Genomic DNA, 26,776 nt, shown 5'->3' on the forward strand with positions numbered 1-26,776 from the left:
ACCGCAGCTACCGAGACACCACATCCCGACCCTCCACCACCACAACCCACAAACCCCCCGGACCCCCCACCCCACCCGGAAAACGACACCCCATCCCCACCACCGCCACCGGCTCACACAACCCACCCTCAACCACAGCCAACCGCGACCGCAACGACTGCGATTCGAGAAGCGACTTGCGCAGTGCTTCGGTGAGACGTTCTTCAGTCGTCATCAGCGGTCCTAACTGATTCAGATACGGATCCACGTGCTGCCTGTGCTACGGACTTCCAATCCATCGTGGTGTCTCGGTAGCTGCGGTAGTCGATTTCGAACCGCTCGAACGCGGGATGCAATACCGGCTCGAAAGCCAATCCGTACGGTTTGGGGTAATTGTTGAAGACGGAACGATCGGCGCATATGTGCGCCGGTATGGCGAGGAGCGCCCATTCCCAGCCGAAAAATACGAGGTAGGCTATGATCACCACACCCTGCGTCACGGCGCTGTGCATGACGTTGTACAAGACGAATAATGCCCTGGGGATATTTCCATCCGGGCTTCGTCGAAACGCCCACATCCCCGGTAACGTGCCGAGCAAGTCGATGTATCCGAAGAACACCACGGCATGCCACACGTCGAGATGATTCCAGTTGAGCAGCATGAGAATCGTGCATGCCGTGAATCCGAATCCGTACTCGAGTCGCGCATGCAGTACCGTTGCCGGCGTGAAGAAGTGATTGACAGTGTCCATAGCGTTCACCTACCGCGTGAGCGTGCGGGTGCGGGTGCGGGTGCGCCCACCGAGCCCGCCGGGTCATCATCGATAACCTTGCCGCCGAAAAGCTTCGATACTATCTCCGACATGGCGTGCCTGAGCACCCGCAGCGCGACCGGGTTCACGATCGACTCCATGCTCGGAACTCCGAAATCGAAATCGGCTGTGAATGTGAGTATCAGATCGTCTTCGTCCTCGTCGACACACCACGCGCCTTCGAAAATATCGAAATCGCCGTCGATCTGAGTGAACCTGATGGTGTAGGCATCGTCGTCGTAGAGGTCTACTTCACTCCAGCTCAGCACTCCGTTTCTGAAGTAGATCTCCCAATGGGTGAGTGCCGTCCGAGGGTCTGGGCCATTTTCGGTGCGCACCGACTTCACTTGTTCAGGCGCGTACTTGACGTAGACTTCCCCGTCTTTCAGTCGCTCATAGACCTCTTGCCGCGTCCAGCCGGCTACCACTGACCGAACTTCCACCGCCTGCATCGATTACCCCTGCCCATTATCGAGTTGAATTCTCATCGGCGTGAGCGAAGCAAAGCTGCCGGCCACCGCCTTTTCGATCTGTGCGATTTCCGAGTCCGTGATCACAGCCGGCGGGGTGAATCGGATGACCGTCGGGCAGTTGACGGAATGATTGGCGATAACTCCGTTCTCGACCAGCCCGAGCATCATCTCGCCCGCGTACCCGCCATCGGCGAACTCGATACCGATGAGCAGGCCGGCGCCTCGGATCTCTTTTACTACGCCATCCGGTGCATATCGAGCCGATGCTTTGAAGCTCTCCAGCAGTCGGCTGCCGATCCGGGCGGATTCGTCGACCACGTCGTAGATGGCCAAGGCCTCGATCGCGGCCAGTGCTGCCGCCGCGGTGATCGGCGCACCACTGAAAGTCGACTGATGCAGAAACGGATCCTTTTCGAAGGGTGCGTAGGCGCTCTCCGTCGCCACGACGGCCGCCACCGGGACCACGCCACCGGACAGCGTCTTGCCGACCAACATCACGTCAGGTCGCACGGACGTGCCGCCGATCGCCCACAACTTGCCCACTCTGCCCATCCCGGTGAGGATTTCGTCGACCACAAGAAAGGCATCGAACTCGGTGCACGCGTCCTGGACGCCGTCGAGATAGTCGTCATCCGGAATGTTCACACCGGCTTCGCCCTGAATGGGTTCGAGGATGACGCAGGCGGGCGGGCCCGCACGCAACGCACGACGCAGCGCCCCGATGTCATTGAACGGAACCTCGTCGACATCCGGAAGCAGCGGAGTGAACGGCTCCTGATACACCGGTCTGGCACTGACGCTGAGTGCGCCGATCGTGCGCCCGTGGTACCCATTGGACATCGTGACGATCCGGCGGTAGCCGTGTATGCGTGCGAGTTTGAGGGCTGTTTCCGTTGCTTCGGCGCCGGAACACGTGAAGTAGACCTTATTCAGCCCCGGTGGGGCGATGCCGACGAGTGCCTCGGCGGCCTGGGCCACCCGGCCTTCGATGAACAGTCGAGCGGAAAGCGGATGACGCTGCACCTGCTCAACGACGGCCGCGACGACGTGTGGATTGGTGGCCCCCAGCAGAAATACCCCGTAACCGGAGCAGTTCACGTACGGGGTGCCGGACTCGTCGAAGACCAACGCTCCGTGCGAGCGCTGCTCCACCTGCCCGCCGAAGATTCGTGACAGTGCGACGAGTTTGCTCCCGAGGTGGCGCGCGTAGGACTCGCGTACTCCTCCGGCGATGGCAGATGTCGTGCTATCGGTGTTGCGCTGCATGCGAATTCCCCGTTACTGCTTACGCAATTGAAATGGGCCGACCCAGGAACGAACCCTCGAGTTCGCCCACCATCGAGTTCCGGGAGGGCGGGTGCAATGCCAGGGCGTGTGTCGCAGAGGCCAGGTAGCTGATGGCGGGATTGGTGATGAATTCGATGCCGCCGAGAGTTTCCACAACGACACCGACGGTGCGGACGATCGCGTCTTGAGCGGCATACCGCGCGATGAGCGCGCCGCCGAGCCGATCAGACCGATCGTCGGGATCGTCGATCGATCGCGCGACGCTTTCCAGCGACAGCATGGTCGCCTGGATCGCGCAGGCGGCCGCCGTCCGGGCGTGCGCGGTTCCTTTCCCGCTTTCCAGGAGACGATCCACCAATGCGCCTGCCATGCCCACATAGGCGGCGGTGATCAGCAGTGTGAACCACGTCAAGCCCTTGGCCTCGAGCTCTTCGAGGGTGATGCCCATACCTTCGGTCGGTTTCATGACGAGTTCGTCCGGCACCTCGACGTCGGTGAGGATCACCTCGTCGCTCTCGGCAGCGCGCAGCACCGATGCATTCCAGAATGGGCGCACCGTGAGCCCGTCGATAGTCGACGGGATGACCAGCACGCCGATCTGCGATTCGCCGTCGTCGCCGATCAACGACACGCTCGCCGACATGAGATCCATCGATCGCGAAAGACTGCACGGCCGCTTCGACCCGTTGACGATCCAGTGTGCGCCCTTGCGACGAGCAGTCATCGTCGGAGACAGAAAACCCTGACCGGACCGCCCCTCGGCAAACCCCGACGACATGAAGAGGCCGTCGTTGGCCACAGCATCGAGGACCATCCATTCCACACCGTCGAAGTGCTCTTCGATGGAGTTCAATGCCGCTACCGAAAAGTTGTGCATCGTGACCGCGACCGCCAGAGACGGGGCGATCGATCCCAGCGCCCGGGTGCAGTGCAGCGCTTGATAGGCGGAGGCCCCCAAACCGCCGTGGCGCCGGTCAACCAGCATCCCGGTCGCCTTGGACTCCCGATAGATCCCGAGTCCTATCGAACTGTCGGCCTCCAACCTGCTGAAATCGATCTGTGCCAGTCTCTCGCCCAGACCGGGCACCACATCGTCGAGAATCGTGCGTGACTCACGAGTGCTTCCCATCGTCAGCGCTCCTTCTTATCTTTCCGGAACCGACGGGTGATTGTCCGGCGCGCTTTTCGAGTCGGTTACCCGGACGAACACCGATTCCCGGGGTTCCACCGCTGACGCGATGCTGATCGCCTGCAAACGACTGGTCCGCAAGATAGGAAAATGGGCCTCGCCGAACGGTCCGCCGGTCAGCCCGGTGCCTCCGTGGGTGGGCAGTCCGGGTGCCTGTGAGATGTGGCTGTCGTTGATCTTCAAGAAACCGCCGTTGTTCAGTCGTCGACAAAAAACCTCGATGAGATCCGGGTCCTGGATCCAGGCGGAGTTTCTGAGCCCGTATCGGTTCGCATTCATGAAGTCGATGCACGCTTCGAACAAGCCTTCCTGCGTACCGTCGGCATCGGTGTCCGCGTCGACAACGACCAGAGGGAGCAGCGGGAAGAAGGTCTCTTCGCGCACGACATCCAGCGTCTCCGCCAATTTCAGTCCATCGATCCGTAACAGCGTCGGATCGATGAAATATCCGGTCTCGCTGGGGGTGCCGTCGATTTCTATGCGGTCACCTCCGCACAGCACCTGCGCACCCGCTTCGGTGGCGGCGGCGAGCATCGCGTCGAACTCGACCGACTTCATTACCGGCGACAGCAGCGAACCCTCGTCCTCGGGGTAGCCCGGACGGATTCGGCGGACCACCTGAATCAGTCTGTCCAGCACAGTTTCCGCTACCGCTCTGTGCACGATCGCGTACTTGGGCACCATGCAGATCTGGGTCGAGCCGTAGAAGCACTCCGACAGTGCGGTGACGGCGAGGTCGATCTCGGCATCCGACCAGACGAGGACGCCGTCATTTCCGGCGAGTTCCAAGATCGCCTTCTTGCCCCGCGAATGCCAGCGATTGCCGATCTCGATGCCGCGTCCGGATTCGCCGAAGTACATCAGATCGTCGACATCGTCGGACTCGAGCCAACTTTCGAGCACCTCGTTGGGAGATGCGCAAATCACATTGGCAGTGCCCGTCGGCGCCTTCATCTCGGAAAGGACCGGATCGACGATCTCACGCCAGAACCACGCCGTCGCCAGAGGTGCGCTACGCGGCGCCTTCACGACGACGGTATTGCCGGCGATCAGTGCGCCGAGCGCGATCATGGAGTTCGCCGCGGGCGCGTTGTGCGGTGGGTGTACCGCTACGACCCCATCCGGTTTACGTACCAGCCTGAGCTCCCGGCCGCCCTCGGTGGTGATTTCGGACAGTTGCTTGCGGGCGCGCGACAGATTCGCTTCCGACGTCATCTCGACGGCGCTGCTCACCTCCCACACAGCCAGCTGTCTGGGGTGGCCTTCTGCGACAAGCATTTCCGTGAACTCGTCGGAATGCGCACAAATCCGCTTGCCGATCGCCGACGCCACCGCGAGACGTTCCTCGGGCGCCCAATTCGACCACTCGGCGAACGCCGCCTTCGCTGCTGCGGCGGCATCGCGCACTTGGTCCATGGAACTCAAACCCACGCGACCCACAACGCGCTCGTCATCGCAATCGACAATGATGCCGCGATCCAGGCCGCGTTTCAATTTCAACGCCGATATCTCGTCACGTAACAATGCGCTTGCGCGGATGACATGCAGCCACTTGTGGTGATCCGCATCCCGACCGTCGATCAACGACGGGTAGCTCTTCATAGCGGGCGTGTCCTCTCGAATGCGTTGCCGTCCAGCGTTAACCGGCATTCTTTAGACGAATCACTCCGAGCGCCTGTGCTCTGAGCAAAAGCTACGACAGAGAGGTATTCGCGTCAACGCGTCCGTCTGCAACTCCAGTTACGTAGGAGCCACGCACAATTCGGCCACCGGGGGTCTATCGGGCAGAACCGAAGCATGTTTGTATCAACCGGGTCCACCGGAGTGCTCCGGAAAGAATTACGATGTTTCGTTGCGCCGTTGCAGCTCACGCGCAATGGAGGCCCAGCTGACCGAGCAATGTCTCGCCAACTCGATGAAGTGCGAAAGACAATGATCGGGGACCGATGCCGCAATCATGGTGCTATCCTCGAATCTGACGGTGCGCGCATGTAGCCAGCGGAGCAGCTCGCGTCCGGATTCGCTCATCCTCAGCGCGGGGTCACGCGAAAGGATCGCCAGTAGCGCCGATGCATCGACTGGCTTATCGCTGCCAGGCACAGCAACGGCCGCGTCGCCGGCAGGTGGCGGTCCGGGCAATTCACCACGGCTCAGGCGATCACGAACGTTCCGCACCGTCCCGGGCGAGACTCCGGCCGCTCGCGCGATAGTGCGCAGCGAGGCGCTGGGCATTTGCTCGAGCAGTTCTGCCACGCGTCTGCGTCCGTCGGAGGGGTCGACAGGCCGAAAGCGGCCATCTTTGCCCAGTCGAGTGTTCGACTGCGTATCAGCGTCGGTTGAACACCGTAGGCCACTGACCACTTTTGCGGACAACCCCGTCGTAGATCCGATCGCGCGGTCGGACCATTCGGGATGGGTCGCGAGTATTTTGGCGGCAGCCGCGCGTCGTTCCGCGAATGTGAGTGGCAATCCGTTACGGATATTCGCTTGAACCCCGACGATAAAAGCCATATCGATCGGACCGGTAATAAGATAGGCGTCCAGTTGGTCCATACCCTTGTAGATCGCCGCAGCCACACGGTGCAGGCCGTCGAGAATTCGCATTGTCGGCCGATGAACAATAATCGGCGGCAAAGGCCACTCGGCCGCGACCATCCGCTCGACATGGGCGCTATTGAGACCACTCAACCGCGGCGAGTCTTCAGCCAGCAGATCGCTGACCCTGACCACGCCCACAGACTGCGCTGTCAGGCTCGGTAGGCCGCTTTGCACCGATGACGTTGCCAGTGACGAAAATTCCACCCTTCCCCCCGTCACAGACACCCCGATACTCGGGGTTCGGTTGATGACTGCCTGCGGTTAGCACCCTCGCCAATACAGTTGCCATCTCGTTATCAACCTACATCTGGATGCAAGCGCAGTCAAATTAACTGAGAGTTACGCTGGGCTGACCATCCGGTGGTCCGGGGCGCGTGGGCGTCTCCGTAGCCCCTGACGTGGCCCAAGGCTCGATAACACGTGTGATTCAGCCCGAAGGCGTCGGAGCTCCGGCGCCGCCGATGTCGCGCCGCGCGGGCTGCGGAAGAGGCCGGTAGGCACTCGGTGAATTGCCGGTCCATCGAGTGAACGATCTGCTGAATGCCGCGGTGCTGGCGTAGCCGAGGCGCGCCGCGGTCTCTTTGACGGTGAGGTCGAGGAGCCCGAGCATATCGATGGCGAGCGCACAGCGAACCTCCTCGCGGAGGATACGGAAGCTGGTGCCCTCCTCGGCGAGTCGTCGATGCAGAGTGCGACGGTCCATGTTCAGTCCGGCCGCAATCTCGCTTGCCGTAGGAGCGGCCTGGATCTGGTGCAGGAGCATGGCGCGGATTCTGCCGGCGAGCCGGCCGCGCTCATGTCGACTCTGCAAGAGATCCAAGCAGTGCTGCTCACACAGCGCAGCGGTCGCCGGATCCGGCATCGACATCGGTTCCGCGAGAAGATCGAGTGGAAACGTCAGTTCTGTGGTCGGGCGGTCGGCGATGATCCGGAATCGTCGGATCGGATCGTGTGCGAGGTCGGCAAGCATCCGAGTCATGCCCTCGGTCATTTTCTCCGCACGGTGGTCGGGAAGCGCCAGCTCGAAGCGAGTATCGCCGAGACGATCTACGAGTCGTGGGCTGAGACACCGCAACACGATCGCTCCGAAGATGATGACGATGTCACGTTCGAGCAGGAAGGCACGGACGTCAGCCGGCAGGACCTCGTGCCGGAACGTTATCCGCCCTGTCGTCTGGCTGAGGCTGACCGTGATGTCGATGAATCGGTTGCCGATCCGCAAAGTTTGCAGTGCGACTCGAAGAGCGTCGCCGGCGGTGGGGCTGCTGAGCATAGCGAATCCCAGCAAGCCGAAGTTTGCCAGCGAGAAGCGCATCGCGACCTCGGTGCCGAGACCCGGTCGATCTCCGAGGGTCTGCACCAGGTTTCGCGCGACGGATAGTTCTTGTACGCCTTCGACTTCCAGGTCGTCGGCGTCGAGATCGGCGAAACGAAGCCCTGTCGAGGCGAGCAGACGACGCTCTGCGATCCCGTGATCGATTCCGACCTGGACCATGTGCCGGATTCCGATGACGCCGCGTCTGAAGTCCCATGACTGTTGCTCCACCGTGCCGAAAGTATCAAGGTTCTGTCCCATCGGGGCATTCCGGCGTACTCGCGCGACTCCTACAGTGGCATAAGGCCGGCCAGAAGTCGGCGAATGCACTGGGGGCGCGCACATACGGTGGCTATCGCTCCCGGTTCCGACGCGGTGCCGTCCGCCAGAGACGAGAAGGTCCATAACCGATGCGATCCGTGGTAATTCGATGGCTGGGCCTGGCGGCCTTGTGCTTTGCCGAGTTGCTGGTGTTCCTGGACAACACCATCGTCAATGTTGCGTTACCGAAGATTTCAATGGATTTGGGGGCCAGCACATCTGGCTTGCAGTTGGTGGTGGACATGTACACACTCGTGTTCGCCGGCCTACTCCTGACCGGCGGGTACCTGGGTGATCGCTTCGGCCGCAAGAACGTGCTCCTGATCGGAATCACGGGATTCGCGGTGGTATCCGCACTTGCGGCGATATCGAACGACTTGGGGCAATTGATCGCCGCCCGAGCAGGCCTCGGACTCTTTGCCGCGCTTGTCTTTCCGGCCACCCTCGCCATCGTGGTGATACTGTTCGACAACCTCAGGGAACGCGCGATCGCGGTGGCGATTTGGGCCGCGGTCGCCGGAATCGCCGCCGCAATCGGCCCGGTCGTGGGCGGTTGGCTGCTCAACCATTACTCGTGGGGTTCGATCTTCTGGATCAATGTTCCCGCCGGCGTCGTTGCCCTGTTCGGAGTCGCAGCGCTTATTCCGCCCAATAGGAATCCCGACATCGGACGCTTCGATCTCGGTGGCGTAGTGCTGTCGATGGCCGGCATCTCGATCGTCGTCTACAGCGTGATCGAGGCCCCGAACCACGGCTGGCTGACCATCCGCACGATCGGTGGGCTCGTGGTCGGCGCGGCGGTCATCGCAGCTTACATTGCATGGGAGAGAAGATTCTCATCGCCATTGTTCGACATCCGCCTGTTCCAAGACCGCACCTTCGCTGCGGCGGCGCTGCTGCTGACATTCGGCATGTTCGCACTCATGGGATTCGTATTCCTGATGACTCAATATTTCCAAGGTGTCAAAGAATTTTCGCCATTGGAGACCGGCACCCGCACACTGCCTTTCGCCATCGCGATGGCGGTTTTCGCCGGACCGAGTATGTGGTTGGCCTCGAAGATCGGAGCGGGGCGAACCGCCGCGTTCGGATCACTCGTCATGGCCCTGGCCTTCTGGCTCACCGTACGGTATGACGCAGACACGTCCTACTGGGGCGTAATTGTGCCCGTAATGGTCACGTTGGCCGCAGGCGTGGCCCTTGTTTCGGGCCCGGCGACCTTTCTGGTACTCAACGAGCTGTCCACCGGGCAGGTCGGTGCGGGCTCCGCGGTCAACGACACGAGCCGCGAACTCGGCGGAACGCTGGGAGTCGCCGTACTCGGCTCGATTCTCGCGTCGGTGTACTCCGGAAAGATAGATACCGGCTTGGCAGGTATCCCGTTGCCTCAGGCGGCACGCGACGCGGCGGAGAATTCCATGTTGACCGGGGTTCAGGCCGCTCGATCGGATCCGGGCCCCCTCGGTGCCCAACTGAGTGGGCTTGTCAAAGGGGCCTTCCTCGATGGCTTCCACATGGCGTCCCTTGTCGCCGGAGGCGTTGCGGCCGTTGCCGCTATCGCTGGATGGCTCTTACTCGAACCAATTCAGGGGCCTTCCCATACGGCGGACCGCCATCTGTCAAAATTGTAAGGTGACGTCCAAAACGAGCCATCCGTACAATGGCCTTCCTGCGGCAGAGCGGGTGGCCAAGAGACGCGAGCAGCTACTTCAGGCGGGCCTGAATATCCTCGGGGTGCACGACAGCCCCGGCGAGCTCACCTTGCGTAACGTCTGTCGGCAGGCCGGTCTCTCGCAACGTTACTTTTACGAAAGTTTCGCCGACAAGGACGAATTCGCTGCCGAGATCTACGATTGGGCAGTGCAGGAACTGGCGGCGTCGATTCAACTAGCGGTCGCGAACGCCCCACGCGATGAGAAGCTGCGCGCCGGCATCGGCGAACTCGTACACGCAATTGAAGCCGACAGTCGACTGGGACGGCTGTTGTTCAGCCCCAACCAATTCAATCCCGGGCTACTGCACAAGCGGTATCGATCGACCCAAATGTTCGTCGACCTCCTGACCGCACACATTCGCGAGGCATCACCGGCCGACAAACATAGCGCAGTTCCGTTCGCCGCCCAGTTCATGATCGGCGGGGTAGGACAGATACTGGCGTCCTGGATCAATGGCACCACTATCAGCGACGCCGACGCATTGATCGAAAACCTCGTCCAGTTCATGACCGTCTACTGGCGATACCTGTCACACGTACGCCGCGGGCCCGGCCTGTAGTTCATCCACCAGCGCCGAATATCTCTACCGGTAACCACCATCGCCAATCTCCTTGCGGCAGCAGCCATCCAGGGGTCAGAGCCCGCCCGGATCCGTCCCGAAGCCCGATATCTTCTCCGGAACACGTGCACAGGCCGGGTGCCGGACCCGCTCGCCGACTGGGCGATCAACGTGCTCGCCGCGGACGATCATCGAACCGGCACGCTGTGGCTCCTAGGCAGGAACGGTCTCCAAGCCGAGGACTCCGGCCGCCGGATCGGCTTCACCCTGCAAATTGCTGACTGACTATGGCCGTCAGAGCAATTCACGCGCATCCTGTGAAGTGCGCAGAGTGGATGAGCGCGGTTGGCATTCGGGGGTTCTGGCCGGTGAGGAGGAATGCATGGAAAGCGCGCCGAGCAGAACGGCGATGTTTGCGGCCGTGTCGCGTGGATTGTTTCGCCTGGAAAATGCGTCGCCGTGGGTACTGGACGATGCGCTGGCCCTGGTGCTCGTCGGCCCGGTATGGCAGCAGCTACGAAATCAGTACAATCCGCTGTTCCCCGGCCCGGTCCTACGCGAATCCCGCGCGGCTGTCTGCACCCGCAGCCGGTACGCCGAGGACCGGCTGGCTGCCGGCACCTTCACGCAGTACGTGATTCTCGGCGCGGGGCTGGACTCGTTCGCCTGGCGGCGGCCGGATCTGCTCGGCTCGCTGACGGTGTTCGAGGTTGATCACCCTGCCTCCCAGGCCTGGAAGCTCGAACGTGCCGGGGAGCTCGGCCTGCCGCTCAGCGCCTCGCAGATATTCGTGCCGGCTGATTTCGAGGCCGGACCGGTTCAGGATGCTCTGGGCCCGGCCGGGTTCGACTGGGCGCGGCCGGCGTTGTTCTGTTGGACGGGCGTCGCCCCCTATCTGACGGCGCAGGCGATCGAGTCGGGGTTGCGCACGATCGCGACGGCTGCTCCCGGGTCCGAGGTGGTGTTCTCCTACCGGGCCGAGGACTGTGCGCTCGATGACGTGGGGACGGAATTCGCCCGTATCTACACGCCGATCGCGGCTTCTGTCGGCGAACCTCTTCAGCCTGGCTGGCCGGTATCCGAGATCGAGAGGCTGATCAGCCGGTGCGGGCTCGAGGTCGTCGACCATCCCGCACGGGCAGACCTCCAGCAGCGGTACTTCGCCGGCCGCAGCGATGGCCTGCGGCCCTATACCTTCGAGACCCTGGTGGCCGCACGGGTCACCTGAGCAAACGCAGCTACGTCCGGACTTCGCCCCTCGACGAGGCTCAGCGGTGTGGGCAGGCCCGCCTCATCCAGTACAGGGCCGTCACCTAGTAGTAGTGGTCTTTCCGTCGGCGCGGTACGGGGCGATGTGCAGGTCGTCGGTCGCGGCGATCTTCTCGATGATGTCGGTGGGCCAAGTGGCCATCCGAGTTGACCTTCCAGTCGGTGATGCGGCGAACGGGAGGCCCCGATGTCAGGGCTGGAGCAGCGCCTTGATGGCGCGGCGCTCGTCCATGGCCTGGTAGGCGTCGGCGACTCGGCTCAGCGGGAGGGTGAGGTCGAAGACCTTGCCGGGGTCGATGTCGCGCCGCCAGATCCGGTCGATGAGGTCGGGCAGGAACCGGCGCACCGGTGCGGGTCCGCCGTGCAGATGGACGCCGGAGTAGAACAGCTCCTGACCGTCGAGGGAGACGCCGTGGGAAACTCCGACGTAGCCGACGTGCCCGCCGGCGCGGGTGGAGCGGATGGCCTGCATCATGGCCTCCTGGGTGCCGACGGCCTCGATGACCGAGTGCGCGCCGTACCCGCCGGTGAGTTCCTTGATCTTCGCGACGCCCGCGTCGCCGCGCTCGGTGACGATGTCGGTGGCGCCGAACTCCCGCGCCAGCTTCTGGCGGGGTTCGTGGCGGGACATGGCGATGATCCGGTCTGCACCGAGCTGCTCGGCGGCGAGGACGGCGAGCAGGCCGACCGCGCCGTCGCCGACGACCGCGACGGTCTTGCCCGGCCCGGCCTCGGCGGCGACCGCGCCGAACCAGCCGGTGCCGAGTACGTCGGAGGCGGCGAGCAGCGACGGGATCAGCTCCGGTTCGGGCATGCCTGGCGTGGCGACGAGAGTGCCGTCGGCCAGCGGGACGCGCAGCAGCTCGGACTGTGCTCCGCCGGCTCCGGCGAACTCGACATGGGCGCAGCGGGATTGGTAGCCGGCCTGGCAGATCTCGCAGGTGTTGTCGGAGGCCATGAACGACCCGACGACGAAGTCGCCGACGTTCACGTTGGTCACGGCGTCACCGATCTGTTCGACGACACCCACGTACTCGTGGCCTATCGGGGTGGGCCGGTGGACCTGATTGACACCGCGGTAGTCCCACAGGTCCGAACCGCACACGCAGGTCGCGGCCAGCCGGATGATCGCGTCGGTGGGCTGCTCGATCCGCGGGTCGTCGCGCTGCTCGTAGCGGATGTCGCCGGGGGCGTGGATGACGGCTCCGTGCATGGTCAGTTCTCCTTCTCGATGATGTTCTTCAGGACCGTGGTCGCGCCCATGCCGTTGGGCCATCCGGTGTAGAAGGCCAGATGCAGCAGGGACTCCTTCAGCTCCTCGTCGGTGACGCCGTTGCGGCGGGCGAAGGCGAGGTGGAACTGGAGCTGGTCGGTCTTGCCCAGCACGTTGAGCGCCGCGATGGTGACCAGGGAACGGTCGCGCTTGGACAGGCCCTCCCGCTCCCAGACTTCGTCGAAGAGGACCTTGTCGGTGTAATGGACCATCCCGGGAGCGAAGTCGCCGAAGGCGTTCTGCCCGCCGGTCCAGCCGGTTCTCGTATCGTCAGCCATGATCGCTTCCTGTCTTGTTCGGCATCGGTTTCATGGGTCTCCCGAGGTTCAATGTCGATGACAGCGGCAGGTATGCCGGGTGAGGGAGGCCCTGGTGAGGGATGTACCGGCAGGGCATCCCTCGCGTGAGGCTCGCGTCGTACCGTTGAGATCGTGGACAACAGGACCGAAGCACGGGAGTTCCTCATGTCCCGCCGGGCAAACCTCGGCCCCGAACAAGCGGGCCTGACCGTCTCCGGGCACCGGCGGGTCGCGGGCCTGCGCCGCGGCGAGGTCGCGATGCTCGCGGACGTGAGCCCGGAGTACTACGCCAAGATCGAGCGCGGTCACCTCGCCGGCGTCTCCGACGCCGTTCTCGAGGCGGTCGCCCGCGCCCTGCAGCTCGACGACGCCGAGCGCGAGCACCTGTTCGACCTCGCCCGCGTCGCCAACGGCGCTGCCCAGCCGGTGCGCAAACGCCGGCCGAAGACTTGGACGGCCCGGCAGAGCCTCATCCGGGCGCTGGACGTCATCGACCGCGGGCCCGCGTTCGTGCGCAACGGCCGGATGGACATCCTCGCAACCAACGCCCTGGGGCGGGCGTTCTACGACGAGGTATTCGACGGGCCCGGCCAGGGCAACCTGGCGCGATTCTGCTTCCTGGACGATCGGGCGAAGGCCTTCTACCCGGAATGGGAGGGCGCCGCCGACATCACCGTGTCGATCCTGCGGACCGAGGCCGGCCGCGATCCCCGCGACAAACAGCTGCACGACCTCATCGGTGAACTGTCCACCCGCAGCGACGCGTTCCGCACGCGGTGGGGCGCGCACAACGTGCGCCGCCACGGATCGGGCACCAAGGTCTTCGTCCACCACGACGTCGGCGAGATCACCCTGACCTACGAGGGTATGGAACTGACCGCCGAACCCGGCCTGTCGTTCCTCATCTACACCGCCGAACCCGGCTCGCCCAGCGACGAGCGCCTGAAGCTGCTGGCGAGCCTGACCGCCACCGCGCGCCGCGACCACGAGGTGAAACGGCTTTCCCACACCCCCACCGCGAAGAGCCCGCCGGAGGAGTTCACCGGCGACGTGTGGGTCGACCCGGTCACGGAGGACTGACACGTGCACACCAGGACACTCAGGTTTCCGCGATCGGCCTCGGCGCGATGGGCATGTCCCAGAGCTACGGCCCCAACCCTGGTAACCGCGACGACATGATCGCCGTGCTGCGCTCCGCTGTCGAGCACGGCGTCACCTTCTACGACACCGCCGAGGTCTACGGCCCCTACGACAACGAGGAGCTCGTCGGCGAGGCGCTCGAGCCGATCCGCGACCAGGTCGTCATCGCCACCAAGTTCGGCTGGGACATCCAGGACGGGCACAGAGTCGGGCTGGACAGCCGTCCCGAACAGATCCGCCGCGTCGCCGAGGCGTCACTCGAACGGCTGCGCACCGACGTGATCGACCTGTTCTACCAGCACCGCGTCGACCCCGACGTGCCCATCGAGGATGTCGCCGGCACGGTCGGGGAACTCGTCGCCGAGGGCAAGGTCAAGCACTTCGGGCTCTCCGAGGCGTCAGCCGCCACGGTCCGCGCCGCGCACGCCGTCCATCCGGTGACCGCGCTGCAGAGCGAGTACTCCCTGTGGACCCGCGACCCCGAGGCCGAGATACTGCCCACCCTCGCCGACCTCGGCATCGGGTTCGTACCGTTCAGCCCGCTCGGCAAGGGATTCCTCACCGGAACCGTGGACACCACCACCAGCTTCACCGACAACGACATCCGTCGCCGGGTCCCGCGCTTCGAAGCCGACAACCTCGCGGCGAACCAGGCCCTCGTCGACCACGTCAAGGTCCTCGCCGAGGCGAAGGGCGCGACCCCGGGGCAAATCGCCCTGGCGTGGCTGCTCGCACAGCAACCATGGATCGTGCCGATCCCGGGCACCCGCCGCACCGCCCGCATCCGAGAGAACGCCGCCGCCGCGCAGGTCGCCCTGTCCGCGGACGAACGCGCCGACCTGGATTCCCTTGCCCAACGAGTCGGAGTCCAGGGCGACCGATACAACGCCCAGCACATGGGATACGTCAACCGCTGACAGAGCCCACCCTGGCCGCTCACCCGAACTCGAGGCGCTGGCCTGGTTCACCCGGTATTTCCCTCGCGAACCGGTCGACCGTCGAAACTCTTACACGACAGGACATTTCATTACGCACGCAATGAAATGAATCGCGGCATGCGAGTGGACCGAGGGGCGCCACGCCTAGGCAACGGCGTGCAGCATCGCCTGCCGCACCCGCGGCGAGCTCACCTGAACGGTGCGCGGTGTTACCAACCCTTGGTGGCGACTGTTGACAGAAGGTGCTGACACAGAAACAGCTCAGAGTACGTTTCCATGCCCTGAGCTGCCATTTTAATGGGTGGAGCTAAGGGGACTCGAACCCCTGACCCCCACTCAGGGGTTCAAGAATGCCTGCCGCTTCCCGGCAGGCCCCAAAACATCCCGCTACCTGCGACAACAGGATGTCCGTTCGTCCCGTCAGTTCCGGATACATCCCCGACATTTCCCGTTCAAAGCGTGGGGTAAGCGCGGGGAGGGTCAAGTTGGATCGTTCCGGTTGGCGGGTCATCATTGGCGCGCAGCGCGGTCGGAAAACGTCGGAGCTAGGCTGTTGAGTGCTGCGGTCGAGTCCGGCGCTAGCGCCGGTCTGTCGATGTAGTGTTCTTCGGTGGTGGAGCTGCTTCGGTGTCCGGCCTGTCGTTTGGCTTGCTCAGGTCCGAACAGTTCTGCCACTGTCGTCAGGGCGGTCTTTCGGTAGGTCTTCGGCGTGACCCATGCGTACGTGGTTCCGCGCGCAGCACGCCACGTGCGTCCGAAGTTGTGAGGATCTCTCCAGTTTCCCCGTCGCGACGGGAAGATTGGAGATTCGTCGTCAGGATCCCATTTGTCGGCACCCAACTGCTTCAGCGTGTCGATTGTGAATTGCGGAAGTACTACGACGCGGTACCCAGCATCTGTTTTGGGCCATTCCTGGCGGTACAGCCCTGTGCCTGTCACTCGCACGATGGTCCCGCAGATAGTCATCTGCCAGGGCATGGATTCTCTACTGAGGTCACAGCGCCGGAATGCCAGGCACTCTCCCGGCCGAGCCCCCGTGCCCAGTAGTACGTCGGCGATATTCAATATATCGGGGTCGCGGGCCGGGCCATGAGTATAGGCGGGTGTCCCCGGTATCTCTTGCCCAGAGAGCCAAATCTCTAGCTGAGTGCGTAGGCCGTTGCGGGTCTGTTCGTTCATTGCGGTCGGCTTCGCTTTCTTCCGTCTGATTTTGCCGACTTCACGTACCGGGTTTTCACGTATAGCTCCGTGGCGGACAGCAAGACCCATCATCCCGGTCAGGATTATCTTGTGAATCTGCGCTTTCCGCTTGTGTCCATTCGATTGAATTCTTTTGAGATAACTGTCAAGAAACGAGGTATCCGCCTCGAATATTCGCACTCCACTCATTGCGGATTTTATCTTGATGGTGTCCTTACTGGCGCGGCGGTCATGCGATGTCTCAATTTCTTCGCGATACCACTGGAGGGTCTGCGGAGTGATCGTCTCATCCAACTCCATCTCCGCGAGCCAGAGGTCGGCCAGTTGGGGCATCAATGTATAACGCGTGATTGCACTGTCTCGTCGGTGTCCTTCCGATTTTATACGCTCCTGAATGACTTGCTTGAGGCGGGCTTCGGCGCTGCTCTTACTGGTTCCCCAACCTTCCACGGGGATCGTATCCCCGTTGTAGGCTCGATATCGCGCCCGCGCACGAAATTGACGGGATCCTATCTTTTTACAGCTGATTGCTCCGTACGTACCGATCGCCAGTGGCTGTCGGGGCATTGATGCGTCACCTTTCATGTACGATGTTCACCCTGGATAATGCCGTTTTAAGACCCTCCCCCGTTTTCGAGCTGAGCTTCTTCCCAGGCGATCAAATCGCTGAGTCGGTACCGACGATATCTGCCCATCCGAGCGAAGCGTGGCCCTTTGCCGAGGGACGCCCAGTTGGCGAGAGTCTTCTCGGGAATCTTCAGCCTTCTAGATACCTCTTTCGTACTCAACCAGTAACCTGTCTCCGGTACATGGTTTCCGTCATTGTTACCAATTTTCGGCGATGCACTACTATTCACGCTCCGTACACCCCCGTTGGTCAAGCCGTGTGACTGATTAATGTTCGGGCGTTCGGAGATTTTCCCGCGCAGCTGTCTCCATCAATGTCTGCATTGCCGAGTCGGCGCGACTGACACGTAGGATTCTCGGGTTGCGGACATTTGTCCGGCAATGTGCCCGACTGCGTTGAAACATCCGTAGCGGAGGTTAGCGTTCTTCTTGCCATGGCTATAGCCCTTTCGTGCGCAGACATACGAGCGGAAAGCACGGCTCCTAAGGTTCAAGCAACCGGCATAAGAGGTGATTCTCCGAAATTCACCCTGTATTTCGGCCGTCAATGGGCACGTCGTTTACGACCCGGCGGATATCGATCCCATCGTCACCGAAGTCGGTACCGTCCTCGTCGGCCAGGTACGCGCGTGGCCGCCGCAACGGCAGCACGCTGATATCGGTCGCAAGGTCAACTACGCCGTCGGCGAGGGCGGTGATTTCGCTCGGGTCGGTCGTAATCAGATCGTGTTCGGCCGGTGAGGCCACGGAGCCGAAGACCGCCCGGTCGGTGCCACCGAGGGCGAGTAAGCCGCTGCCTCGTGTGGCGGTGAGCAGGAATTGTTGTTCGCCGTCGGAGAGTTTGAACGCGGTAGCGACCTCGTCGATAACTTGGGGTGCCTGGCGGAGCAGAATTTGGGTGGCGGCGTTGGCGACGATCGCGCGTCCGAGTTCGGTGGACAACACGTCGGCAGAGTCCTGGGTAGCGACGGTCAGTCCGGCCCAGTGTTTACGGAAACTCTTGGCCGCTTTGTACAGGAATTCGGCTCCGGCGGGTTGGCGCATGATCAGCCAGGCTTCGTCGACGGTGACCATGCGGGGCCGCCGGGTGGCCGGGTCCGACACGCGCCGCCAGGTCGCGTCCAAGGCGAGCAGGGTGCCGATCGTTTTGAGTTCGTCGGGCAACTCCCGCAGGGAGAACACGATCAATCCGCCATCCGGTTCGGTGGTGGTGGGGCCGTCGAGCAGTCCGGCGTATGCGCCTCCGGCGACGAAGGGGTGCAGGCCCGCGGCCAGTTCGTGGGCGGCGGGGGTGTCGAGGCGGTCCAGTTGCTCGCGCAGCGTGGTGAGGGTGGGGGCGGGCCGGGTCCAGGTGACAGGCTCGTCGGTGATCCCGGCAGCGGCATAGGTGGCGGTGAGTGCGGTGTCGAGGACCGCGCGCCGGGTGGGGTCCTGGTCGCCGAGCAGCACCCGGATGAGGGTGTGCAGGAACAGTTTCCGGCGGGTGAGCGCGTCGGAAGGGGCGGTGTAGCGACCGTCGGGGCGGGTGCGGATCTCCAAATCGAACGGGTTGAGTCGCACGCCGGGTGCACCGAGGCGCAGGTGCGCGCCGCCGACGGCCTCGGCCAGGCGCCGGTACTCGTCCTCGGGATCGATGATCACCTGTTCGATGCCGCGATACAGCGACCGCAGGATCTCGGTTTTGGCCAGATACGACTTGCCCGCACCGCTGCGGCCCAGCACGACCATGTTGTGGTTGTGGGCCTCGGCCGCGAACCGGTCGACGAACACCAGCCCGGCGGCGGCGTCACGCCCGTAGAGCACCCCGCGCGGGCGGGTGGCGGCGATCGGATCGGTGACCGGGAGCTGCGGGGAGTCGAAGGGGAAGGCGGCGGCCAGGGCGGTGGTGTCGAAGGTGCGCCCGATCCGGATCAGGTCCAGGCCGAGCGGCAGAGTGGTGACCCAAGCCTGGGCGGTGCGGAAGCTCGTGGGGCAGGTGTCGATGAGCAGGCTCGCCGCCAGGGCCCGGACCGCGGCGACCTCGTCGGCCAGCTCGGTCTCGGAGTCGGCGTGCACGGTGAGGTAGACGCCGACCCGGAACAGGCGGGCCTCGGCGCGCGCCACCCGCGCCGACAACTCAGCGGCGTCTTCGACAGCGACATCGACCTGGGGATCAGCGAACCGGCCCCGGCCGGTGTCGTGCGCGCGGGAGGACTCCAGCCGGGCGAGCTGTCGGCGCAACCGCCCGGCCGCGGTGACCGGGTCGATCGGGTCCACGTGCACGGCGACATCGAGCCGCCCGGGGTGCGACAGCAGCGGGGTCAGCCAGCCCGCGGCGACTTCGCGCGGGAAGCCGGTCACCGCCAACGTCGCCACCCACTCCGCACCGACTTCCAGGTGCCGGGTCCGGATCGACAGCGACTCGGGCCCGAAACTGCGCGGCGCGTCGTCCTCGATGGCGAGGCCCACGGTGTGCTCGGCGCCGGCAGCGGTGATGACCTCGCCGGGGCCGGCAGTTTCGGCTGAGGACGGCACGAGGCTGCCCGGGTTACAACAGTCGGCAAGCACGGCTGCCGCTTGCTGTTCGTCGAGGGCGGTCACGCGGACTCCGAGCGGGGCCAGTAGCTCGGTGGCTTCCCCGAGGCGGCGCACCAGCCGCGACTCGGCCGCCCGGCGTGCAGCACCGGAGACCCGCGCCTGAGACGGCCGGTGTCTCGTCAACAGCCTCGAAATCGCCGAAGATGGGCCGGACGCGGCTGGGGTCTGGAGTGGTTCGCGCCAGACCAGCAGCACTTGGCGGTGGATCGGGTCTTCCCTGGCGGCCAGGTCGGTAAGGTGGTCGGCGTGGCCCCGCGCCGCGTCGGCCAGTTCCGGGGACATGTCTCTGGTGGCGGTGTCCAGGGCCGACAGGTGGGCGGTCAGGTCCAGGCGCGCGGAGCGGATCAGGATCTGCACGGGCTGGCGCAGTGTGTGCAGCCAGCCGCCCAGCTGCGCGACCAGGCTGTCTTGCTCGGCCGGGGTGCGTAGCGCGAGGTTCACGGTGCCGGCTGCGGCGAGGACCGCGAGCCCGTCGGCGCCGAGGTCCACCACGCCGACCCCGCCGGTGCTGCCGGTGACCGTGTGCGGTAACCGTACGGCCTCGGCCGACAACGCGGCCGGAATCGGCGCATGCGGTCCCTGCACTGCCCGGTCGGTGATCCAGCGCGGCACCGGCCCCGTGCGGCCGGGATCGCGCAGGAGGTGGCGGGGGCGCAGCCGGTGACCGATCGCGGCCACGAGCAGCTGGTCGGCCGACAGCCCGTCGCGGGTGGTGAGTATCGCGACGGTGACGATCGTGGCGATCGAGACCGCACCGGCCAGGAACACCAGCGGCGCAAGCACGGTGCGCGTGCCCATCCACACCGCGTAGAGCAGCAGGCCGGTGGTGGCGAGGATGGCGAGCTGACGCGCGGTGAACGGGCCGATCAGCCGGTCACTGCGCTCGACATCGGCCGGGATACGCACGGGCGTGGTCATGGTTGCCCTCCTCGGGGAGTGCGGGGTGCGCGGCGGCGGACCGGCAGATCCGGCAGCGGCAGGTGCAATTGCCGCCCCGAGGGCCGTTTCGGGGCCGGGGGTTGTGGCACGACGCGCGGGGGTGGCGCGGGCCGAGTCCGGGTGATCGGGATCGGCAACGGGTACTGGCCGCTACGCAGCGGCCGGACACGGGCGTAAGGGTCCTGAGACGGGGGTGTGTCGAAGTCGAACGCCAGCTGCGTGCCTTGCGAGCCCCGCGCCGATGCTCGCTTCGCCGGTGTCGGTTCGGGTGGTGTCGGGGCGGGCCGAATCCGTGTGACCGGGATCGGAAGCGGGTACTGGCCTCCCCGGCCGGGCCGGATTCCGCGATACGGGTCCGGCGGGCTGAAGTCGAAAGCGAGCTGTTTACCGCGCGGCGCTCGACCGGCCGCGGGCTTGGATGCTGGGGCGGTGGAGGGCTGGGCCGCGGGGCTGGCTTTCCGCTTCACCCGGTAGACGCCTTCCAAAGGCAGCATCAGCTGCCCGTCGCGGGTGGCGCGCACCCGCGCATACGGGTCCGACGAGCGAGCCCTGGGCCGAGCTACGGGCCTGGGTTTGCGGGAGGAGGCGGCGCGGGAGGAGGCGGTGGAGGTCGCGCCTTTGAGCAGGCCGAGGGTCTTGTAGGTGAGGTAGCCGCGGGCGATCGACCCGGCCAGGGTGCGGCCTTGGCCGATCTTCAGCACCGACAGCAGCCAGAACGGGGTCTTGACCAACACCCCCATCAACGCCAACCCGACGATCAGGCCGACGATGCCATCGGCGTTCGGGCCGAAGAAGTTCCAGCCGCCCGGGGTCAGGAACACCCGCAGACTGGTGACCAGCACCAGCGACTGCACGACTTGGATCGCCAGACAGGCCGCGAACGACCGCCACCACCAGCGCGCCACCTGATCCAGGCCGGGCAGGGCATGGCACATCAGCGCCAGCGGGGCGGCGACCACCAGGATCACGGTGACCGCGACCCGGACGACATAGGCGATGAGCAACACCAGCACCATCACGGTGAGAGCGACCTGCAGCAGGATGAGGAAGAAGCTCGCGCCGGGGCCGGTGGCGGTCAGCTCGCGGATCGCGGTGGCAGCGGAGTCGGGCTCGACACCGTCTCCGGCCAGGGCGTAGGCGAGGGCGTTGGCGAAGCGGATCGCCTGCGTCGCGACGACCAGGCTCATCGCGCCCGCGACGAATCCGACCACGAGCCGGGGCAGCAGCTCGCGCAGCGACCACCGATCCTGCAAGGTCTCGCGAACCATCAGCACGATGCCCGCGACCATCACCAACAGCCCATACATGGCCAGGACCAGCTGCCACGACGAGGACCACAACTCACCGACCCGCGGCAACTCGCCCGGTTCGGGAGTGGTGAGCAGGGTGCGTGACAGCAGGTCGAGCAGCGGATTCAACCCGGAATCGACCAGCCGCTCGAAAACTCCGTTGATCGCGTCGGCGACACAGCCGGAGATATTGCTAACCCCGCAGCCACCGTGCCCGCCTCCAGACGAGTCGTCCGGGGTCCCTGTGCCCGGGTCGACCGGGTACTGCGGGGTCGGTGTGACCGGAGCCGGGGTGGCGGGTGTTGCCGGGGCGGGGGGTTCGACGTGCCAGCGCGGCGCGGGCGTCGGCGTGGGCGGTGCCGAGGGGACTGGAACCGGAGCCGGGGTCGGTGTGGTCGGTGGTTGCGCGAGCGCGGGGGCCGCGGCGAGGGCGGCGAGCAGGGTCGCCGCGACTACCACCAGCGCCGTTACTGCGGCCCGCACCATCCCCGGGTAGATCGCGGGCGAGGAGCGGGGAATCGTGAGTGCGGGCATGGTCAGGCCCCCACGAGGGACTTGAGAACCTCGACCACGACCGGGGCCAGCATCGCCAGCACATAGCCCATGCACGCGGCACGGAGCGCGGTCTTGGCTTTCTCGATCTCGGCCGGATCATTCCCGCCCAGCACGTACCGCGCGCCCGCGATGGTCAGGCACACCGTGGCCAGCCCGGCCAGGATCCCGACCAGCCAGTTGCGGGCATTGTCGAGTACCTGATCGAGCGAAGACACGATCGCCAGCACCGGCTGCGCCGACGCCGGACCCGCCGACACAATCATCAGTACCGTCAGCCCGAGGACGGCACACGCTGCCGCACCCGCCCGCCGCCGGTTTCGTGCCCGCCGGGTGGTGAAGGTTTTGAAGATTCGGGTTATGCGCATCGCCGTGCCTCCTCTTCGCCGGATGCCGGGGCAGGCGGGGCGGATGTGTGCTGCGCGCAGCCGTTGATGCTCGCGGTCGGTTCTGTGGTGGTCGCCAGTGCTTCAGGGTCGTCGGCCGGTGGCCCGGCGACAGGGGCGTCGCTGGGTGGCGCAGCGTCGCGGAGGCTGTCCGGGTGCGGGTCGGCGATCCGCGCGGCCAGCCACGGCACGAGGGTGATTTCGGCGCGCTGGCGTTGTTTGCGGACCTTCCAGTGCGAGTGCACACCGCGCCGTTGGTCGGCCACCTCGTTCATCGACCGCGCCTCCCATCGGGTCAGTGCGATCAGTTCCGCCGCGTCGGCGGTGATCACTCCCTCGGCGACCGCGTCGGCCAGCAGCAGCTCCGGGTGGCCGTGTGGTGTCCGGGCGAGGGGCGGGTAGACGTCGGCTGGATCGTGGTCGACGCCGAGGACCGCTGGTGCCGCCGCCTGCTGCCGGGACCAGGACCGGCCCGCGTGCATGGTCGCCGACCACAGCCGCGACCACAGCTTCAGCAGATCCAGGTCGATCTCGCGTAACTGCCGCACGAACCCCGCCACGATTTCGGCTTCGGCGTCGGCGCGGTCGACGCTGCCGAACTCGGTGAACCGGCCGGTGACTCCGGCCAGCATCGGCAGCGCCAGTCCGGTGCACGCCAGCACCACCTGGCCACCCCGCCAATCCCACGCCTGACGTGCGCGCTCGATCAGCCAACCCCACACGACGTCGATCTCCCCAGCCGCGAGCGACGGGGACCATAAGTGCTCGCGCAGATCCCCCCAGGACGACACCGCCGAGCTTCCCGGCGCCAGGGGGGAGCCGGCCGGGACCGGCTCCCCGGCGAGGTGGTCGAACGCCGCGGAAATCTCGTTCAGCAGGGTTCTTTCACCACCCCCTCGCGCAGGCCGGAAATCGGTGTATTCCGAATGCATAACCAGTACTCCCTTGCTCAAGGAATGACGAACAATTTCGTCCCGACAAGGACAGCACAGCCGAACCTCCGGACCACCTCCGCGCACCCTCCAGAAAACCCCCACGGAACCTCCGCGCACCCTCCGGAAAACCCGCAAAACGTCACGCGCACTCCCCTCGAACCATTCTGCGGCGCAGCGACCCTGCCGAATAGCAGGCGCATCTACCTGGTGTTGTGATTCGCCGGAGGCGCTCGGGAGTAGGTGCTCTGAAGGGTTCCGAGCCGACCCGCATAATCGACCGGAAAGAACTTTTTCGAAAACTTCTCGGCACGGGTTGTCACACGCCGAGCGATTTCCATCTTCACTGCTCCTGAGTCGACCACACCGGCATGATTGCCGGAAATTTCCTGGCCGGTATATGTCCAATATCGAGGGTCCGCGTGGAATTGATTAGGTAGACACCTTTCACTCCGCCTATGTCAGGAGCATCCCCTATGACCGCGTCCTCCCCGCAACAGTTCCGCCGCACCTGGACCCCGCGCAGCACCGCGACGAGAACGATCCCGTCGACGGTATGGGCGGCGGGCATCGAACCGCTCGACCCAGGCGATCGCTGGCCGATCCCGATCCTGTCGCGGGCGGTGACCGAGTTCTCCGCTCCCGCCTCCCGGGTCCTGCTGATCGGATGGCCCGCCGCGGCAAGGCGCGGCCCGCTGCAAGTGATCCCGGCGGGCACGGGCGGCGCGCTCGCCGCCGTCGAGGCCCTGGACCGCCGCCCTCGCATCGAGCCCACCGCCGGCGAGGGCCCGCAGGACTCGCACGCCACCGCGCCCCTCGTTCTGGTGAGCCTGCTCGCCGACCACGAGGATGGGCTACAGCCTGGTCCGGTCGCCGATCTGGCGGCGCCGCGCGTGGCCGAGGGCGGGCTGCTGGTCGTGCTCAGCCGCTGCCGCCACAGCCGCACCGGTGTCCTCGACGATCCGGCCGTTGCGGTCGTGGCCGCCGCCCAAGCCGCAGATCTGCTCTACCTCCAGCACATCATCGCCACACCCCTGCACGGCGACACCATCACCACCGCTACGCCACCCGTTCCCACCGGCCTCGCCCGCCACGCGGTCGCGCATACCGACGTTCTCGTGTTCCTGCGCCCCGCGTCCGCCCCGGCCCCACAGCAGTGACCCGCCACCACTGCCCGCGCAGCTACACGGCAGGGACCGTCCACTCCTTCCCGACCACACGCACGCAGGAGACCCGATGACTCTGGACCCCACCACCTCCACACCGACCGTCGCGACCGGCCACGCACCGGCGGTGTCGGTGTGGACGACCGGCCAGACCGCGCCCGCCGCCCAGCGGCACGGCCGATATCACCCCGACAGCGTGAAACACCCGGCCAAGATGCTGCCCGCGATCGTGCAACACGCGGTGCAGGCATACACCCGTCCCGGAGACCTGGTGCTGGATCCGATGTGCGGGATCGGCACCACCCTGGTCGAGGCCCTGCATCTGGGCCGCCGCGCGGTCGGCGTCGAATACGAAGCCCGCTGGGCGGACCTGGCCCGCGCCAACCTGGCACTGGCCCGCGACGCGGGTATCGTCCTGGACGGCGAGGTCTACACCGGTGACGCCCGCAAGCTGACCGCACTACTGCCCGAGAACTTGCGGGGCCGTGTGGATTTGGTGATCACCTCCCCGCCCTACGGCGACTCCACCCACGGCCACGTCCGCACCAAGCCCGGCGGCGTCAACAAATACGACCACCGCTACGGGTCGGTGCTCGACCGCGGCAACCTCGCCAACGTCGGACTCGGCCGGCTACTGTCGGGATTCACGCGCATCCTCACCGGCGCGGCCGAGTTCCTCGCTCCGGGCGGGCATGTGGTGATCACCGCACGGCCGTGGCGACAGCACGCCGAACTCGTCCCTCTGCCAGGTCATCTGATCACCTGCGGCACCCTGGCCGGACTCACCCCCGTCGAGCGCTGCGTCGCCCTGCTCGGGCGGCTCGCCGACGGAGATCTCGTCGCCCGCAGCAGCTTCTTCCAGCGCGACTTCATCGTCAAACGCCGCGACGCGGGCCTGCCGGTCCATTTGATCGCGCACGAGGACGTGATCATCCTGCAGAAGCGTGAAGACGCCGGGAAGACCTTGTCCCCCAACAGCTCTCACGTGCAGAACGATCCTGCCGCACCGCTGCGGGCCGTGGGAACCGCAGCGTTCGAGTCGCACCGGGACGCGGCATGAGCGCCCCGGAGCCCGCGACCGGACCGCTGGGCAGGTTCGTGCTGTCGCCGGGCCAGGTGGTGGGTGACCTCGCCCGCGAGATCGGGCACGCCGTCGTGTCGCCCGCCATGATCCCGATGACCCTGGCGGTAGCAGGACTACTCGCGACGGCGCGGGTACTCACGGGAGTGCGGCGGCGCCGGCTGAGTGCACGGGCTCGTCGCATCACCGTGATGACGCCGCCCGAGGTCGATGCCAAGGCCGCGGTCGCGTTGTGGTCGCACCTGTACGGGCAGCTGCGCCCCGCATGGCGGCGGATCCTGTGCGGGCAGCCGCATCTGGGGTTCGAGTACACCGTCACTCCCGAGGACGGGGCCGCGATCCGGATGTGGGTGCCGGGCAGCATTCCGCCGGGTCTGGTGGAGCGGGCGATCGCCTCGGCGTGGCCCGGCGCGCATACCGACACCGACGACGCTCCCGGGTCGCCGCTGTCCGGCCCGGCCGCCGCGACCCGGCGGGTGCTGGCGGGTGGGCAGTTGCGGCTGGGCCGCCGTGAAGCGTTCCCGATCCGCACCGATCACAGCGGGGACCTCGTGCGCGATCTCGTGACCGCCGCCGATGACCTCGGGCCCGGCCAGGCCGCGTGCGTGCAGATCCTGGCCCGCCCGGTGACCGGCCGCCGGGGGGGGGGCGCCCCCCCCCCCCCCCCCCCCCCGCGCGGCATGGTGTGGGCGCGGGGGCGCGCGGGGCGGGGGGTGTTGAGTCCCGGCGCGGCGCGGGCGGTCGTAGGGCAGGGTCAGCTCGTCCGGGAGATCGGCCAGCTGCTCGGTCCAGTAGGCCAGCTGCACCGCCGCGCGGCTGCCGGGCACGGACTCGTCGCCGAGCGAATCACGTTGCCACAC

24 protein-coding genes and 1 pseudogene are annotated in these 26,776 nt (G+C 65.6%); 9 read left to right on the forward strand and 16 right to left on the reverse strand.

The features are described 5' to 3' along the window. Positions 1-7: 7 nt before the first annotated feature. The 8 genes from QH470_RS13135 to QH470_RS13170 all read right to left on the reverse strand — a co-directional run bounded on the left by QH470_RS13135 (position 8) and on the right by QH470_RS13170 (position 7,914). Positions 8-214, reverse strand: a complete 207-nt coding sequence (locus tag QH470_RS13135) for a beta-ketoacyl synthase N-terminal-like domain-containing protein (protein ID WP_280272613.1) — start codon at positions 212-214, stop codon at positions 8-10. Then, positions 204-731: a hypothetical protein gene (locus tag QH470_RS13140; RefSeq protein WP_280272614.1), complete on the reverse strand. Its 528-nt coding sequence runs from the start codon at positions 729-731 to the stop codon at positions 204-206. The genes QH470_RS13135 and QH470_RS13140 overlap by 11 nt, the downstream gene beginning before the upstream one ends. Positions 732-736: 5 nt before the next feature. Further along, the gene (locus QH470_RS13145; RefSeq protein WP_280272615.1) at positions 737-1,243 is read right to left on the reverse strand and encodes a type II toxin-antitoxin system RatA family toxin; all 507 of its coding nucleotides are present in this window, start codon (positions 1,241-1,243) and stop codon (positions 737-739) included. A gap of 3 nt (positions 1,244-1,246) precedes the next feature. Next, positions 1,247-2,530: an aspartate aminotransferase family protein gene (locus tag QH470_RS13150; RefSeq protein ID WP_280272616.1), complete on the reverse strand. Its 1,284-nt coding sequence runs from the start codon at positions 2,528-2,530 to the stop codon at positions 1,247-1,249. Between the two features lie 19 nt (positions 2,531-2,549). Beyond that, positions 2,550-3,680, reverse strand: a complete 1,131-nt coding sequence (locus QH470_RS13155) for an acyl-CoA dehydrogenase (protein ID WP_280272617.1) — start codon at positions 3,678-3,680, stop codon at positions 2,550-2,552. 15 nt (positions 3,681-3,695) lie between these two features. Beyond that, positions 3,696-5,342 (reverse strand): aldehyde dehydrogenase family protein, encoded by a 1,647-nt coding sequence (locus tag QH470_RS13160; RefSeq protein ID WP_280272618.1) that lies wholly within the window; start codon positions 5,340-5,342, stop codon positions 3,696-3,698. Positions 5,343-5,579: 237 nt separating this feature from the next. Next, on the reverse strand, positions 5,580-6,470 hold the full coding sequence (locus QH470_RS13165; protein WP_280272619.1) for a ParB/RepB/Spo0J family partition protein: 891 nt from the start codon (positions 6,468-6,470) through the stop codon (positions 5,580-5,582). A gap of 295 nt (positions 6,471-6,765) precedes the next feature. Further along, the gene (locus tag QH470_RS13170) at positions 6,766-7,914 is read right to left on the reverse strand and encodes a helix-turn-helix domain-containing protein (RefSeq protein WP_280272620.1); all 1,149 of its coding nucleotides are present in this window, start codon (positions 7,912-7,914) and stop codon (positions 6,766-6,768) included. Between the two features lie 149 nt (positions 7,915-8,063). On the opposite strand from QH470_RS13170, the gene QH470_RS13175 reads away from it, so the two are divergent. The 4 genes from QH470_RS13175 (at position 8,064) to QH470_RS13190 (ending at position 11,476) form a co-directional block, all read left to right on the forward strand. Continuing rightward, positions 8,064-9,605: a DHA2 family efflux MFS transporter permease subunit gene (locus QH470_RS13175; RefSeq protein ID WP_280272621.1), complete on the forward strand. Its 1,542-nt coding sequence runs from the start codon at positions 8,064-8,066 to the stop codon at positions 9,603-9,605. A gap of 1 nt (position 9,606) precedes the next feature. Next, a complete protein-coding gene (locus QH470_RS13180; RefSeq protein WP_280272622.1) occupies positions 9,607-10,248 on the forward strand; it encodes a TetR/AcrR family transcriptional regulator in 642 nt (213 codons plus the stop codon). 138 nt (positions 10,249-10,386) lie between these two features. Continuing rightward, on the forward strand, positions 10,387-10,533 hold the full coding sequence (locus QH470_RS13185; protein ID WP_280272623.1) for a hypothetical protein: 147 nt from the start codon (positions 10,387-10,389) through the stop codon (positions 10,531-10,533). 97 nt (positions 10,534-10,630) lie between these two features. Continuing rightward, on the forward strand, positions 10,631-11,476 hold the full coding sequence (locus QH470_RS13190; protein WP_280272624.1) for a class I SAM-dependent methyltransferase: 846 nt from the start codon (positions 10,631-10,633) through the stop codon (positions 11,474-11,476). Between the two features lie 231 nt (positions 11,477-11,707). Here the strand turns inward: QH470_RS13190 and QH470_RS13195 are convergent, their stop codons facing one another. Together QH470_RS13195 and QH470_RS13200 are read right to left on the reverse strand one after the other, a co-directional pair. Then, positions 11,708-12,730, reverse strand: a complete 1,023-nt coding sequence (locus QH470_RS13195; RefSeq protein ID WP_280272625.1) for a zinc-dependent alcohol dehydrogenase family protein — start codon at positions 12,728-12,730, stop codon at positions 11,708-11,710. Positions 12,731-12,732: 2 nt separating this feature from the next. After that, positions 12,733-13,068, reverse strand: coding sequence for a carboxymuconolactone decarboxylase family protein (locus QH470_RS13200; protein ID WP_280272626.1), 336 nt, complete (start codon positions 13,066-13,068; stop codon positions 12,733-12,735). Positions 13,069-13,221: 153 nt separating this feature from the next. Between QH470_RS13200 and QH470_RS13205 the strand changes: the two genes are divergently transcribed. Then, positions 13,222-14,169 carry a helix-turn-helix transcriptional regulator gene (locus tag QH470_RS13205; RefSeq protein WP_280272627.1) on the forward strand — a complete coding sequence of 316 codons (948 nt, stop codon included), beginning with the start codon at positions 13,222-13,224 and terminating at the stop codon, positions 14,167-14,169. Beyond that, positions 14,166-15,146 (forward strand): aldo/keto reductase, encoded by a 981-nt coding sequence (locus QH470_RS13210; protein WP_280272636.1) that lies wholly within the window; start codon positions 14,166-14,168, stop codon positions 15,144-15,146. The genes QH470_RS13205 and QH470_RS13210 overlap by 4 nt, the downstream gene beginning before the upstream one ends. 531 nt (positions 15,147-15,677) lie before the next feature. Here the strand turns inward: QH470_RS13210 and QH470_RS13215 are convergent. From QH470_RS13215 to QH470_RS13240, 6 genes are all read right to left on the reverse strand, one after another. Further along, positions 15,678-16,817, reverse strand: a complete 1,140-nt coding sequence (locus QH470_RS13215) for a tyrosine-type recombinase/integrase (RefSeq protein WP_280272628.1) — start codon at positions 16,815-16,817, stop codon at positions 15,678-15,680. A gap of 164 nt (positions 16,818-16,981) precedes the next feature. Continuing rightward, positions 16,982-17,224 (reverse strand): helix-turn-helix domain-containing protein, encoded by a 243-nt coding sequence (locus tag QH470_RS13220; RefSeq protein WP_280272629.1) that lies wholly within the window; start codon positions 17,222-17,224, stop codon positions 16,982-16,984. Between the two features lie 295 nt (positions 17,225-17,519). After that, positions 17,520-20,489 carry a TraG/VirB4 family ATPase gene (locus QH470_RS13225; RefSeq protein WP_280272630.1) on the reverse strand — a complete coding sequence of 990 codons (2,970 nt, stop codon included), beginning with the start codon at positions 20,487-20,489 and terminating at the stop codon, positions 17,520-17,522. Continuing rightward, a complete protein-coding gene (locus QH470_RS13230) occupies positions 20,486-22,333 on the reverse strand; it encodes a TrbL/VirB6 family protein (protein ID WP_280272631.1) in 1,848 nt (615 codons plus the stop codon). The genes QH470_RS13225 and QH470_RS13230 overlap by 4 nt, the downstream gene beginning before the upstream one ends. A gap of 2 nt (positions 22,334-22,335) precedes the next feature. Beyond that, positions 22,336-22,719, reverse strand: a complete 384-nt coding sequence (locus QH470_RS13235; RefSeq protein ID WP_280272632.1) for a pilin — start codon at positions 22,717-22,719, stop codon at positions 22,336-22,338. After that, entirely contained in the window at positions 22,710-23,669 is a 960-nt protein-coding gene (locus QH470_RS13240) for a hypothetical protein (protein WP_280272633.1), read from the reverse strand. The genes QH470_RS13235 and QH470_RS13240 overlap by 10 nt, the downstream gene beginning before the upstream one ends. Positions 23,670-24,145: 476 nt before the next feature. Between QH470_RS13240 and QH470_RS13245 the strand changes: the two genes are divergently transcribed. From QH470_RS13245 to QH470_RS13255, 3 genes and pseudogenes are all read left to right on the forward strand, one after another. Further along, positions 24,146-24,829 (forward strand): hypothetical protein, encoded by a 684-nt coding sequence (locus QH470_RS13245; RefSeq protein WP_280272634.1) that lies wholly within the window; start codon positions 24,146-24,148, stop codon positions 24,827-24,829. 76 nt (positions 24,830-24,905) lie between these two features. Then, complete coding sequence (locus QH470_RS13250; protein ID WP_280272635.1) at positions 24,906-25,895, forward strand: TRM11 family SAM-dependent methyltransferase; 990 nt, start codon at positions 24,906-24,908, stop codon at positions 25,893-25,895. Further along, a pseudogene (locus tag QH470_RS13255) lies at positions 25,892-26,776 on the forward strand (type VI secretion protein); the annotation flags it as partial. The gene QH470_RS13250 and the pseudogene QH470_RS13255, both read left to right, overlap by 4 nt.

This window comes from Nocardia wallacei (assembly GCF_029868745.1).
In the GTDB taxonomy this organism is placed as follows: domain Bacteria; phylum Actinomycetota; class Actinomycetes; order Mycobacteriales; family Mycobacteriaceae; genus Nocardia; species Nocardia wallacei_B.

Excerpts from the sequence above, each read along its gene's own strand:
- QH470_RS13175 (WP_280272621.1), top strand. The coding sequence starts at position 8,064 with ATGCGATCCGTGGTAATTCGATGGCTGGGCCTGGCGGCCTTGTGCTTT.
- QH470_RS13190 (WP_280272624.1), top strand. The coding sequence starts at position 10,631 with ATGGAAAGCGCGCCGAGCAGAACGGCGATGTTTGCGGCCGTGTCGCGT.
- QH470_RS13140 (WP_280272614.1), bottom strand. The coding sequence starts at position 731 with ATGGACACTGTCAATCACTTCTTCACGCCGGCAACGGTACTGCATGCG.
- QH470_RS13240 (WP_280272633.1), bottom strand. The coding sequence starts at position 23,669 with ATGCATTCGGAATACACCGATTTCCGGCCTGCGCGAGGGGGTGGTGAA.
- QH470_RS13230 (WP_280272631.1), bottom strand. The coding sequence starts at position 22,333 with ATGCCCGCACTCACGATTCCCCGCTCCTCGCCCGCGATCTACCCGGGG.
- QH470_RS13145 (WP_280272615.1), bottom strand. The coding sequence starts at position 1,243 with ATGCAGGCGGTGGAAGTTCGGTCAGTGGTAGCCGGCTGGACGCGGCAA.
- QH470_RS13195 (WP_280272625.1), bottom strand. The coding sequence starts at position 12,730 with ATGCACGGAGCCGTCATCCACGCCCCCGGCGACATCCGCTACGAGCAG.
- QH470_RS13135 (WP_280272613.1), bottom strand. The coding sequence starts at position 214 with ATGACGACTGAAGAACGTCTCACCGAAGCACTGCGCAAGTCGCTTCTC.
- QH470_RS13245 (WP_280272634.1), top strand. The coding sequence starts at position 24,146 with ATGACCGCGTCCTCCCCGCAACAGTTCCGCCGCACCTGGACCCCGCGC.
- QH470_RS13225 (WP_280272630.1), bottom strand. The coding sequence starts at position 20,489 with ATGACCACGCCCGTGCGTATCCCGGCCGATGTCGAGCGCAGTGACCGG.
- QH470_RS13155 (WP_280272617.1), bottom strand. The coding sequence starts at position 3,680 with ATGGGAAGCACTCGTGAGTCACGCACGATTCTCGACGATGTGGTGCCC.
- QH470_RS13250 (WP_280272635.1), top strand. The coding sequence starts at position 24,906 with ATGACTCTGGACCCCACCACCTCCACACCGACCGTCGCGACCGGCCAC.
- QH470_RS13200 (WP_280272626.1), bottom strand. The coding sequence starts at position 13,068 with ATGGCTGACGATACGAGAACCGGCTGGACCGGCGGGCAGAACGCCTTC.
- QH470_RS13150 (WP_280272616.1), bottom strand. The coding sequence starts at position 2,530 with ATGCAGCGCAACACCGATAGCACGACATCTGCCATCGCCGGAGGAGTA.
- QH470_RS13170 (WP_280272620.1), bottom strand. The coding sequence starts at position 7,914 with ATGGGACAGAACCTTGATACTTTCGGCACGGTGGAGCAACAGTCATGG.
- QH470_RS13235 (WP_280272632.1), bottom strand. The coding sequence starts at position 22,719 with ATGCGCATAACCCGAATCTTCAAAACCTTCACCACCCGGCGGGCACGA.
- QH470_RS13160 (WP_280272618.1), bottom strand. The coding sequence starts at position 5,342 with ATGAAGAGCTACCCGTCGTTGATCGACGGTCGGGATGCGGATCACCAC.